This is a genomic window from Micromonospora sp. NPDC005163 (assembly GCF_053599835.1).
Map to the genome: position 1 here is coordinate 1 of NZ_JBSFYP010000113.1, position 12,121 is coordinate 12,121.

Genomic DNA, 12,121 nt, shown 5'->3' on the forward strand with positions numbered 1-12,121 from the left:
GCCCGGGGAGCCCGAGCCCGACCACGCCGGCGGGTGCCGCAGCGAGATGCCCGGGTGGGCCGGCGCCCACCGGCACGGCCCGGTCCGGCCGCGCCAGCGGGCCACCCGCCGGGAGCGCCCACCGCGCCGCTGGTGCTGACCACACGACCGCCCGCGTGACATTGCAGCGGGCGGCCGTGAAGGTGGGTCGTCGGTGACGGGTCAGCGGGTGCGGCGGCGGATCAGCAGCGCGATCCCGGCGAGGCCGACCGTAATGGTCAGCATCACCGCGACGTTGAGCAGCAGCAGTCGCTGCAACTCGCCGAGCGCCTCGTCGAGGTCCCTGGCCGGGTCGAGAGTGTCCTCCGGGAGCACCCGCTCGCCACCGCCCACGCCGCCGCTGACCGTGTCGAACTGCCGCTCCAGCGGCACCCCCGCGGTGCGCAACGTCTCGGACATGCTGAGCCGGCCGAGGAACCAACCCGCGGCGGCCTTGCGGGAATCCGGCTGCTTCGCCGGCCGGTAGATCCGTGGACCGCCGGCCGCCTTGGGATACAGGTCGTACGTCTGCTTCGGGGTCTCCCCGGCGAGCACCACGACCGTGTACTTCGGACCGAGGCCGGTCGCCTTCGGCCCCTTCGCCTGGCCGGTGCGGCCGAGGAAGTTGACCTGGTCGATGACCGCTGCCACGTGCGCGGGCTGACCGTCCACACGCAACCGCAGCGGCTCGGACAGCCCCGGGCCGGTGATGTCCACCCCGGCGGGCGCCGGCTTCGGTGCCGCCTTGGCCGGGCCGGCGGTGCCGAGCGACAGCAGCGCCGCCGCCAGCGTGCCGGCCAGCACAGCGGCCCACCGCCTCATCTGTCGGACCATCCCGCCTCCTCGCCCCGTTCGATGGATGGCTTCGCCGTGACGTCCGGATCGATTGCTCGGTAGCGGAACCGACCGGGCGGTCGGTGCCACTCCTCACAGAGTCGCAGAACGTCGATGATTTGCAGCTTGTGGAGCGGTAATTGGAACTATCTGCGATCTCTGCTCGACTAATGAGGAGCCGTTGATCAGCGGGCGGATCGTACCCTTACGGAGGGGTTCATGGGGGGCAGGGTTACACGAGTGGCGCGGGTCGTGCCAGTGGTGCTCGGCGTGGCGTGCGGTGTGTCGTTGCTGGTCCCGGCGACGCCGGCCGCGGCGCACAATTCGCTGACCGGCAGCGATCCGCGCGACGGCGCCCGGGTGGCCACCGCGCCCACCCGGATCGAGCTCCGTTTCCTGGCCAAGCCGGACCCGGCTACGACGAAGATCACAGTAACCGGACCGGACAATGTGGTCGCCGGCGGGCTGCCGGCCTTCGCCAGCAGCCGCGTACGCGTGCCGTTCAAGCCCGGCGCCGCGGGGCTCTACATCGTCGGTTACCAGGTCGCCTCCGGCGACGGGCACCCGGTGAAGGGCGAGGTGCGCTTCACCCTCACCACCGGCACGGCCGCCGACCCGTCCGCGAGCCCGTCCCCCCTGCCATCGATCAGCGGTGGCACTGCCGCGACGCCGGGTGCTGCGGGCGGCTCGCCGTCGGCCGGGCCGGCCTCGGCGTCACCCGTCGCGGTGGGCGGCAGCCCGACGGCGGTCGTGCCGCTGGCGCAGGAGCGCGCCGACTCCGGTCACCGCTGGTGGCTCTGGGCACTCGGCGCGTTGGTGCTGCTCGCCGCCCTGGCGGGCGGGTTCCTGCTCCGCCGCCGGGCCACCCGCGGCTGAGCCCGATCCACAGGCTCGATCAGGTGACGCCGCCAGTTCGGTGCGGATGGCGACGTCGACGCAAGCCGCCCCACGGTGTCGTCGAGCGGGGCGGCTTGGCGCGGCGGAGGCGGTCAGACCAGGCGGAGCCGGGCGGCGCGCATCCGGGTCAGGGTGCGCTCGCGGCCGAGCACCTCCAGCGACTCGAACAGCGGCAGGCCGACGGTGCGACCGGTGACGGCGACCCGGACCGGCGCCTGCGTCTTGCCGAGCTTGAGGCCCCGCTCGGCGCCGACCGCCTCCAGCGTCGACTTCAGCGACTCGGCGTCCCAGCTGTCCAGCGCCTCGAACGCGGCGATGGCGGCGTCCAGCAGGTCGGCGGAGCCGTCCTTCATGGTCTTGGTCCAGGCCGCCTCGTCGATCAGCGGCGAGGCCAGGAAGAGGAAGTCGACGTTCGGCACGATCTCGCTGAGCACCGCGATCCGGGTCTGAGCCAGCGGCGCCACGGCGGCGAATGCGTCGGCGTCGAACTCCTCGGGCTGCCACGGCGGCGGCGCGATGGTCCCGGTGCCGGTCAGCCACGGCTGGCAGGCGTCGATGAACTCGGCCACCGGCAGCGCCCGGATGTACTCACCGTTGAACGCGCGCAGCTTCTTCTCGTCGAAGAACGCCGAGGAGAGGTTGACGTCCTCCAGCCGGAACTCGTCCTCGATCACGGACCAGGGGACGATCTCCCGGTCCCCGGAGGGCGCCCAGCCGAGCAGCATCAGGTAGTTGCGCATCGCGCCGGCGAGGTAGCCCTCGTCGCGGTACGCCTCCAGGGCGACCTTGTCCCGGCGCTTGGAGAGCTTCTGCCGCTTCTCGTTGACCACCACCGGCACGTGCGCCCAGATCGGCGGCTTGACCCCGAGGGCGTCCCAGAGCAGCTGCTGCTTGGGGGTGTTGGGCAGGTGCTCCTCGGCGCGGATCACGTGGGTGATACCCATGGTCAGGTCGTCGACGACGTTGGCCAGCAGGAAGACCGGCGAGCCGTCGCCCCGGGCGATGATGAAGTCCTCGATCAACCGGTTCTCGAAGGTGGGCTCGCCGCGGATCAGGTCGACCACCACGGTCGCGCCCTCGTCGGGCGTACGGAAGCGCAGCGCCCGGCCCTCGCCCGGGCCGAGGCCGAGGTCGCGGTGGTAGCCGTCGTAGCCCTGGTACTGCGAGCCGGTGCGGGCCTGCACGTCCTCGCGGGTGCAGTCGCAGTAGTACGCGCGGCCCGACTCGTAGAGCCGGGCGGCGGCGGCCCGGTGCTCGCCGGCGTTCTGTGACTGGAAGTACGGGCCCTCGTAGCTGCCCCTGGAGATGCCGATCCAGTCCAGCGCGGAGAGGATGCCCTCGGTCCACTCGGGCTTGTTGCGCGCCGCGTCGGTGTCCTCGATGCGCAGCACGAACACCCCGCCCTGCTGCTTGGCGTAGATCCAGTTCTGCAGCGCCGAGCGGGCGCCGCCGACATGGAACATACCGGTCGGGGAGGGGGCGAAGCGCACACGTACCGTCACGCCCCCAGCCTACGGCGACCGCCGACTGAGTAAGGAAGGGCCCCTTCTTATCGCCTGGTGTTGTACAAGGGTCCCTTCCTAACGCTTAGGGGACTGAGCGGATCTTGACGACCAGGGCGCTGCCGACCAGGGTGACCGCGGCGGTGACCGCGTAGAGCGTCGGGTAACCGCCCAGATAGACCACTAGCGGGGCGGAGAGCGCCGGGCCGAGCACCTGTGGCGCCGAGTTGGCAATGTTGATCACGCCGAGATCCTTGGCCCGGTCGGTGGCCCGGGGCAGCACCTGGGTGATCAGCGCGGCGTCCACCGAGAGGTAGACGCCGTAGCCGGCGCCGAGCAGCAGCGCGGCCACGATCGCCATCGGCCAGACCGGCGCGACCGCGAGCAGCAGCGCCGCCACCGCCATGATCAGCCCCGACGTGATCACGTAGATCTTGCGTCGCCCGGATCGGTCCGACAGCCGACCGGCGACCACGGCGGTCAGCATCATGCCGAGCGTGTAGAGCAGGATCAGGACGAGCAGGCCGCCCTCGGGGTCGGGGTGGCGTACCCCGTCGGTGAGGAAGTACAGCAGGTAGAGGGTGCCCAGAGCGTTCCCGAGCTGGACCAGGAACCGGGTGATCCAGGCCCAGGCGAAGTCCGGGTGCCGGCGCGGGTCGATCCACATCGAGGCCAGCAGCGCGCGCGTCCGCAGCACCGGCCGATGCGCGCGGGGCAGCGGGTCGTCGGGGGTGAACAGCGCGAACGGCAGGGACAGCAGCAGGATCGCCACCGCGATGGCCAGGTAACCGGCGCCGTTGCCGGTGACCAGGGCGGTGACCAGCACCGCGCCGAGCACCAGCCCGAGCGCCTGCGGGATGCCCACCCAGCCGGAGACACCGCCGCGCTGCACGACCGGCACCCGGTCCGGGATGGCCGCGGTGAGGCTGGCCAGCATCGCGTTGAAGCAGACCTGGGCGGCGACCCAGCCGAGGGCGACGCCGAGGATGGTCCGCTGCTGGGCCAGCAGCACCAGCGCCGCCGCGCCGAGCAGCGCCCCGCCGGCGGTCCAGACGTGCCGGCGGCCGAACTCCCGGCCGAAGATCCGCAGGCAGGTCCGGTCGGACAGCGCGCCCGCGAGGGGGTTGGCCAGCACCGCGGCCAGCGCGCCCAGGCCGGTGACCACGGCCAGCATGTTCTCCTTGTCGCCCGGCGCGATCTGCTCGATCTGCTGCGGCAGCAGCACCTGGATCGGGGTGAAGAACGCCATCCAGACCCCGAGGTTGGCCGCGAAGATCAGCCCGATCCAGCCGCGTCGTACCGGCGCGGTCGGCTCGGCGAGCGCGGCCGGCAGCGACGCCGGGGTCGGGTCGAGGGTGGTCACCGCGCCGACCCCGGCCGGCTGGCCGCGATCACGTCCCGCAGCCAGGTGTACGAGGACTTCGGCGTACGGGTCTGGGTGGCGTAGTCGACGTGCACCAGACCGAAGCGCTTGGTGAACCCCTCGGCCCACTCCCAGTTGTCCAGCAGGGACCACACGAAGTACCCGCGTACGTCCACCCCGTCGTCGATGGCGGCCCGCACCGCGCGCAGGTGCCCGTCGAGGTACGCGATCCGGTCCGGGTCCGCCACCCGCCCGTCCGGGTCGGGCGCGTCGTCGTACGCGCAGCCGCTCTCGGTGATCTCGATCGGGGGCAGGGCCTCGCCGTACGTGAGGCGCAGCCAGCGGAGCAGTTCGTGCAGCCCGTCGGGGGCCACCGGCCAGTCGAAGGCGGTGCGCGGGTAGCCGTCGAGCGGGACCAGTTCGAACGGCAGCGGCGACCCCTCCTCGGCGGCCCGCACGCCGGTCGGGTTGTAGTAGTTGACCCCGAGCACGTCGATCGGCGCGGCGATCGTGTCCAGGTCGCCGGCGCGGACCACGTCGGCGTCGAAGCCGGGCAGTTCCGGGTAGCCCCGGCCGAGCAGCGGGTCGGTGAAGAGGCGGTTGTGCAGGGCCTGGTACGCGGCCCCGGCGGCCCGGTCGGCGTCGCTGTCGCCGAGCACCCGCACCGGCGAGTAGTTGTTGGCGATCGCCACCGGGCTGGCGGTGCGGGCCCGCAGCGCGGCGACCGCGAGCCCGTGCCCGAGCAGTTGATGGTGGGCGACCGGAAAGGCGTCGAAGAGCAGCATCCGGCCGGGGGCGTGCACACCCATGCCGTAGCCGAGGCTCATGTGGATGAACGGCTCGTTCAGCGTGATCCAGAGCCGGACCCGGTCACCGAGCCGGGCGGCGGTCAGGTCGGCGTACTCGGCGAAGCGGGCGGCGGTGTCGCGGTGCAGCCAGCCGCCGGCGTCCTCCAGCGGTTGGGGCAGGTCCCAGTGGTAGAGGGTGGCCACCGGGTCGATGCCGGCGGCCAGCAGCTCGTCCACCAGCCGGTCGTAGAAGCCCAGGCCGGCGGCGTTGGCCGGGCCTGCGCCGGCGGGCTGCACCCGGGGCCAGGCGATGGAGAACCGGTACGCCGAAACGCCGAGCCCGGCCAGCAGAGCCACGTCCTCGGTGTGCCGGTGGTAGTGGTCGCAGGCCACCTCGCCGCTGCTGCCGTCGCTGATCCGGCCGGGGGAGTGCGCGAAGGTGTCCCAGATGGACGGCCCGCGCCCGTCGGCCGTGGTGGCGCCCTCGATCTGGTGTGCCGAGGTGGAGACGCCCCAGCGGAAGCCGGCGGGGAACTCGGGCATCGGTGCGGTCGACATGCGCCCTCCCGGTCAACGTGAAACGTGTTCGGGACTCTAGGGCGCTCCGGATGAATGCGCCATAGGCCGGGATGACGCGATGCGCAATGGTTGATCGGCGTGTCTTTTTCCAAACCCGTCCAGGTACGTCCGAATTTGCGCATAGAGTGCCGATATCGTGGGATGTCCTCAGTGGGGGAAGACGGAAATGATCCTCGTGGAACGCAGTGCGCACGTGGCGGCGCCGGTGGAAGTGGTCTGGGACGTCGTACAGCGGGCTGAGCAGTTGCCGGCCTGGCTGGCGGGGGTTCGCGCGGCCGAGGTGCTCTCGGGGGAGGGCTTCGGACGGCGGCAGTTGGTCCAGGCGGGGCGCGGCTCGGCGCACGAGGCCGAGGTGATCGCCTACCAGGAGCCGACTCTGATCGGCTGGCGGGAACGCGCCAAGGGCGCGGGCGCCCGAGCGGAGGCGCGCACCGAAATCTACGTCCAGCTCACTCCGGACGAGGAGGAGGAGGGCGGGACCATCGTGCGGCTCATCGTGGTCCGCTGGCCGGCCGGCCCGGTCAAGGCGGCCATGCTGCGCCTGGGGCTGCGTCGGGTCGGCGCGGACCTGGAGGACTCGCTGGCCCGGCTGACCGACCTGGCCGCCGTCGGCTGATCCGCCGAGTCCCCGGCGTCACCCGCCCCGGCGGTGGCCCCGGGTCCCCGCCAAGGACCCCGGACCGCCGCCGCCCCCATCTCACCCGCCGTCCGCCCGGTCGGTCGGGAGTGCGGGCGAGGGTGCGGGTGCACCAAAAAGGGCCCGGCGCACGCGCGCCGGGCCCTTCCTGGATGGTGCTGGATCAGCTGTCGCCGCCGGTCTCGCCGACCGGGGCGGCGTTCACGTCGTCGATCGCGTACTTCTTGGCGGCCTCGGCCGGCACGGTGGCCGCGACCGCGCCGCTGCGGGCGAGCTGCCGCAGCGTGGCGACCACGATCGACTCGGCGTCGACGTGGAAGTGCCGGCGCAGCGCGTGCCGGGTGTCCGACATGCCGTAGCCGTCGGTGCCGAGCGACGTGTAGTCGCCGGGCACCCAGCGGGCGATCAGGTCCGGCACCGCGCGCATCCAGTCGCTGACCGCGACCTTCGGCCCGTCCGCGTCGGCCAGCTTCTGCTGGACGTACGGCACCTTCGCCTCGGCGCCCGGGTTGAGCAGGTTGAACTCCTCGCACTCCACCGCGTCGCGGCGCAGCTCGGTCCAGGAGGTCACCGACCAGACGTCGGCGGCCACCCCCCAGTCCTGGGCGAGCAGTTGCTGGGCCTTGAGCGCCCACTGCATGCCGGTGCCGGAGGCGAGCACGTTGGCCTTCGGGCCGTCGACCTGCGGTGCCGGCGAGTAGCGGTAGATGCCCTTGAGCAGGCCCTCCACGTCCACCCCGGCCGGCTCGGCCGGCTGAAGGATCGGCTCGTTGTAGACCGTCAGGTAGTAGAGGACGTTCTCCTGCGCGTCCCCGTACATCCGGTGCAGGCCGTTCTCCAGGATGTGCGCGATCTCGAAGGAGAACGCCGGGTCGTACGCGACCACCGCCGGGTTGGTGGCGGCGATCAGCATCGAGTGGCCGTCCTCGTGCTGCAGGCCCTCACCGTTGAGCGTGGTCCGCCCCGCGGTCGCGCCGAGCAGGAAGCCCCGCGCCATCTGGTCCGCCGCCGCCCACAGCCCGTCGGCGGTCCGCTGGAACCCGAACATCGAGTAGAAGATGTACATCGGGATCATCGGCTCGTCGTGCGTGGCGTACGACGAGCCCGCGGCGGTGAACGAGGCGACCGAGCCGGCCTCGTTGATGCCCTCGTGCAGGATCTGCCCGGTCGTCGACTCCTTGTACGACAGGAACAGCTCCCGGTCGACCGAGGTGTAGCGCTGACCGTGCGGCGAGTAGATCTTCGCGGTCGGGAAGATCGAGTCGAGGCCGAAGGTGCGCGCCTCGTCCGGGATGATCGGCACCCAGCGCTTGCCGAACTCCTTGTCCTTCATGACGTCCTTGAGCAGGCGGACGAAGGCCATGGTGGTGGCCACCCTCTGCTTGCCCGAGCCGCGCTTGACGTCGGCGAACCGCTCCGGGCCGGGGATGGCCAGCCGCTTGGTGCTGGTCCGCCGGGACGGCAGGTAGCCGCCGAGCTGCTCGCGACGCTCCTTGAGGTACGCCAGCTCATCGGACTTCTCGCCCGGGTGGTAGTACGGCGGCAGGTAGGGGTTCTCCTCCAGCGCCGAGTCCGGGATGTCCAGGTAGAGGCGGTCGCGGAAGGTCTTCAGGTCCTCCAGCGTCAGCTTCTTCATCTGGTGGGTCGCGTTGCGGCCCTCGAAGTGCGAGCCGAGCGTCCAGCCCTTGATCGTCTTCGCCAGGATGACGGTGGGCTGCCCGGTGTGCTCGGTGGCCGCCTTGTAGGCCGCGTAGAGCTTGCGGTAGTCGTGCCCACCCCGCTTGAGGTTCCAGATCTCGTCGTCGCTCAGCGGCTCGACCATCTTGCGCGTGCGCGCGTCCCGGCCGAAGAAGTGCTCCCGCACGTACGCGCCGGACTCCGCCTTGTAGGTCTGGTAGTCGCCGTCGGTCGTGGTGTTCATGAGGTTGACCAGCGCGCCGTCGGTGTCCGCGGCGAGCAGCGGGTCCCACTCCCGACCCCAGACCACCTTGATCACATTCCAGCCGGCGCCCCGGAAGAACGCCTCCAGCTCCTGCATCACCTTGCCGTTGCCGCGGACCGGGCCGTCCAGCCGCTGAAGGTTGCAGTTGATCACGAAGGTGAGGTTGTCCAGCTCCTCGCGGGCGGCCACGCCGATGGCGCCCAGCGTCTCCGGCTCGTCCATCTCACCGTCGCCCAGGAACGCCCAGACGTGCTGCTGCGAGGTGTCCTTGATGCCGCGGTGCTGCAGGTACCGGTTGAACCGGGCCTGGTAGATCGCGTTCAGCCCGCCGAGACCCATCGAGACGGTCGGGAACTCCCAGAAGTCCGGCATCAGCCGCGGGTGCGGGTACGACGGCAGCCCGCCGCCCGGGTGCGACAGCTCCTGCCGGAACCCGTCGAGCTGGTGCTCGCTGAGCCGTCCCTCCAGGAACGCCCGCGCGTACATACCGGGGGAGGCGTGACCCTGGTAGTAGATGTGGTCGCCGCCACCCGGGTGGTTCTTGCCCCGGAAGAAGTGGTTGAAGCCCACCTCGTAGAGCGACGCCGAGCTCGCGAAGGTCGAGATGTGCCCACCGACGCCGATCTCCGGGCGCTGCGCCCGGTGCACCAGCATCGCCGCGTTCCAGCGGACGTAGGCCCGGATTCGCCGCTCGACGTGCTCGTCGCCCGGGAACCAGGGCTCGCGCTCCGGCGTGATGGTGTTGATGTAGTCGGTGGTGGTCAGGGGCGGAACCCCGACCTGGCGTTCGCGAGCCCGCTCCAGCAGGCGCAGCATGACGTAACGGGCGCGTTTGGCACCTCGCTCGTCAATGACACCATCAAGCGACTCGACCCATTCGCTGGTCTCTTCAGGGTCGATGTCCGGAAGCTGGCTCGGTAGGCCGTCGCTGATCACCGGGCGCTTGCGTTCCGTAGCCACAGGCGTTCCCTCGGTTGTGTGTGGGATAGGTCTCTAGCGCCATCCTGCCCCCTGGTGGCACCGGTCGTCACGTCTAGGTCCCCCCGACGCGACGAGAGACACAGGTACCCGCCGGTAACTTAGCGCTACGAGGCCTCCGCGCCGCCGTGCCCGGCGGGGGGAGACTCCGACGGGGGTGACGGTGGCGGCGGCTACTGAGCCGGCACTGCGGCAGAATGCGACGTATGCGCAGTGACGTGATCACCGTCCAGACCGGGTCCCGGCCGGCCGTCCGGGACATCACCGCTGAGGCCCAGGGGTTCGTCTCCAGCGAGGGCGACGGTCTGCTGCACGTCTTCGTGCCCCACGCCACCGCCGGCCTGGCGATCATCGAAACCGGCTCCGGCTCCGACGACGACCTGCTCAGGGTGCTGGACGACCTGCTCCCCACCGACGACCGCTGGCGGCACCGGCATGGCTCACCCGGGCACGGTCGGGACCATGTGCTGCCGGCGTTCGTCCCGCCGTACGCCACGCTGCCGGTGCTCGGCGGCCGGCTGGCGCTGGGCACCTGGCAGTCGCTCTGCCTGGTCGACACCAACGGCGACAATCCCGTCCGCCAGGTCCGCTTCTCCTTCCTCCCGGCCTGACCCGCCTCTCCCCACAAGATCCGCGCAACGTTCCGGACGTGCTGCCTCAACACGTTCCGAGGCAGCACTTTCCCTGATGTTGCGCGGATCTCGATCGCTGAGCTGAGCGGCCGGCGCCGTGCGTACGATGTGGCCGTGACGCAGGAGGTCGTTCCCGGAGCGGGTGGGCCGGTGGACCGCGCCGGCCTGGCCGCCGACGTGGTGCGCCGGATGGCACACGTGACGGCCTCCCAGCGGCACCGGCAGGGCGTTGCGTTCGCCGAGCTGGGGCTCACCCCGGCGACGGCCCGGGCGCTGCACGAGCTGAACCCGGACCGGCCGCTGCCGGCCCGCGACCTCGCCGAGCGGCTCGTCTGCGACCGGTCGAACGTGACCGCGCTGGTCGACAGGCTGGAGCAGGCCGGTCTGGTCGAGCGTCGCACCGACCCGGCCGACCGGCGGCAGAAGACGCTGGTGGTGACCGCGCGGGGCCGGGACGTGCGGGACCGGGTGGCCGCGGTGATGTCCGACTCCCGACTCCTGGCCGGGCTGACCGACCGGGAGCTCGACACCCTGCGCGACCTGGTGTGGAAGGTGTCCGACGGTGGCTGCCCGGAGCCCTGCGGCCCGGAGTGAGTCGACCCGCGCCGACCGTGTCCCACTGGGCGACCAGGGCCTGCGTCGGTAATGCTGTGCGACGTGACCACGCCGCAAGATCTCGACGACCGGTTCCGGGAGACGCTGGCGGCGCTGCCCGCCGCCGAGCGGCGGCGTGACCCCGACGACCCGGTCACCGACGACGCCCCGCTAACCGGCGCGCGACTGCTGGATCTGTTCGACGCGCAGGTGACCAGCCGGCAGCTCGACCTGGCCGGCCGCTGGTTGCGCAGCTTCGGGGAGGGCTTCTACACCATCGGCTCCTCCGGGCACGAGGGCAACGCGGCGGTCGCCGCCGCGCTGCGCCCCACCGACCCGGCGCTGCTGCACTACCGCTCGGGTGCCTTCTACTGCGTGCGCGCCGCGCAGACCACCGCCGAACCGGCGCCCGGCGCTGACGCGGCGCCACCCGACGAGCCGACCGAGCCCGAACCGGCGCCGGCCGGCGGGTTCGCGGCGTACGCGGGCGCGGCCCGGGACGTGCTGCGCGGGATGGTCGCCTCCAGCCAGGAGCCGGTCGCCGGCGGCCGGCACAAGGTGTTCGGCCGGGCCGACCTGGCCATCGTGCCGACCACCTCCACCATCGCCTCGCACCTGCCCCGGGCGGTCGGTATGGGGCTGGCCGTGGAGCGGCTGCGGCGGCTGGACAGCGCCGGACGGCGCACCGGCGCCGGAGTGCGGGTCGGCAGCGGGGCCGGCGCCGAGCACGCCCCGTGGCCACCGGACGCCATTGTGGTCTGCTCGTTCGGCGACGCCTCGGTCAACCACGCCAGCGCCAGCGCCGCCTTCAACACCGCCGGCTGGTACGACCACGCCGGGCTGCGCATCCCGGTGCTCTTCGTCTGCGAGGACAACGGGCTGGGCATCAGCGTCCGCTCCCCGGAGGGCTGGGTGGAGGCGACCCTGCGGGCCAAGCCCGGCATCCGCTACTTCAGTGCCGACGGAGCCGACCCGGTGCAGGCGTACGCGGTGGCGGCGGAGGCCGCGGCGTGGGTACGCCGGCACCGCCGGCCGGCCGTGCTGCACCTGCGCACCGTCCGGCTGATGGGGCACGCCGGGGCCGACGCGGAGTCGGCGTACCGCAGCCCGGCGGAACTGGCCGCGGACCTGGACCGGGACCCGGTGGTCGCGACCGCCCGGCTGCTCGTCGACGCCGGCGTGGCGACGGGCGAGGAGTTGCTGGCCCGGTACGACGAGACCGGCTGGCGGGTACGCCGGCTCGCTGAGGAGGTGCTGGGCGAGCCGAAGCTGACCTCCGCGGCCGACGTGGTGTCCGCGCTGGCCCCCCGCCGGCCGGTGCGGGTCGCGCGGGCGGTGGCCGACGCGGCGGCCCGGG

At 72.2% G+C, this 12,121-nt stretch carries 10 protein-coding genes; 5 read left to right on the top strand and 5 right to left on the bottom strand.

Features of this window, described 5'->3' with window-relative positions; all coding sequences use genetic code 11:
- Positions 1-201: 201 nt before the first annotated feature.
- A complete protein-coding gene (locus ACWD6N_RS36135; protein ID WP_354965446.1) occupies positions 202-852 on the bottom strand; it encodes a hypothetical protein in 651 nt (216 codons plus the stop codon).
- A 240-nt stretch (positions 853-1,092) separates the two neighbouring features.
- Between ACWD6N_RS36135 and ACWD6N_RS36140 the strand changes: the two genes are divergently transcribed.
- Complete coding sequence (locus ACWD6N_RS36140) at positions 1,093-1,728, top strand: copper resistance CopC family protein (protein ID WP_387323770.1); 636 nt, start codon at positions 1,093-1,095, stop codon at positions 1,726-1,728.
- Positions 1,729-1,841: 113 nt separating this feature from the next.
- Here the strand turns inward: ACWD6N_RS36140 and gltX are convergent, their stop codons facing one another.
- The 3 genes from gltX to ACWD6N_RS36155 all read right to left on the bottom strand — a co-directional run bounded on the left by gltX (position 1,842) and on the right by ACWD6N_RS36155 (position 5,960).
- Positions 1,842-3,251, bottom strand: a complete 1,410-nt coding sequence (gene gltX, locus ACWD6N_RS36145) for a glutamate--tRNA ligase (protein WP_354965444.1) — start codon at positions 3,249-3,251, stop codon at positions 1,842-1,844.
- An 85-nt stretch (positions 3,252-3,336) separates the two neighbouring features.
- A complete protein-coding gene (locus ACWD6N_RS36150) occupies positions 3,337-4,614 on the bottom strand; it encodes an MFS transporter (protein ID WP_354965443.1) in 1,278 nt (425 codons plus the stop codon).
- On the bottom strand, positions 4,611-5,960 hold the full coding sequence (locus tag ACWD6N_RS36155) for a GH1 family beta-glucosidase (RefSeq protein WP_354965442.1): 1,350 nt from the start codon (positions 5,958-5,960) through the stop codon (positions 4,611-4,613). Before ACWD6N_RS36155 ends, ACWD6N_RS36150 begins: the two co-directional genes overlap by 4 nt.
- Positions 5,961-6,147: 187 nt before the next feature.
- Between ACWD6N_RS36155 and ACWD6N_RS36160 the strand changes: the two genes are divergently transcribed.
- A complete protein-coding gene (locus ACWD6N_RS36160) occupies positions 6,148-6,597 on the top strand; it encodes an SRPBCC family protein (RefSeq protein WP_354965441.1) in 450 nt (149 codons plus the stop codon).
- A gap of 184 nt (positions 6,598-6,781) precedes the next feature.
- Here ACWD6N_RS36160 and aceE read toward each other — a convergent pair whose 3' ends face one another.
- Positions 6,782-9,520, bottom strand: coding sequence for a pyruvate dehydrogenase (acetyl-transferring), homodimeric type (gene aceE, locus ACWD6N_RS36165; RefSeq protein WP_354965440.1), 2,739 nt, complete (start codon positions 9,518-9,520; stop codon positions 6,782-6,784).
- 224 nt (positions 9,521-9,744) lie between these two features.
- Between aceE and ACWD6N_RS36170 the strand changes: the two genes are divergently transcribed.
- From ACWD6N_RS36170 to ACWD6N_RS36180, 3 genes are all read left to right on the top strand, one after another.
- Positions 9,745-10,149: a YjbQ family protein gene (locus ACWD6N_RS36170; protein ID WP_354965439.1), complete on the top strand. Its 405-nt coding sequence runs from the start codon at positions 9,745-9,747 to the stop codon at positions 10,147-10,149.
- A 135-nt stretch (positions 10,150-10,284) separates the two neighbouring features.
- Positions 10,285-10,764: a MarR family winged helix-turn-helix transcriptional regulator gene (locus ACWD6N_RS36175; protein ID WP_387323775.1), complete on the top strand. Its 480-nt coding sequence runs from the start codon at positions 10,285-10,287 to the stop codon at positions 10,762-10,764.
- 51 nt (positions 10,765-10,815) lie between these two features.
- The coding region (locus ACWD6N_RS36180) for a thiamine pyrophosphate-dependent enzyme (RefSeq protein WP_450006511.1) at positions 10,816-12,121 on the top strand (1,306 nt) is incomplete at its 3' end.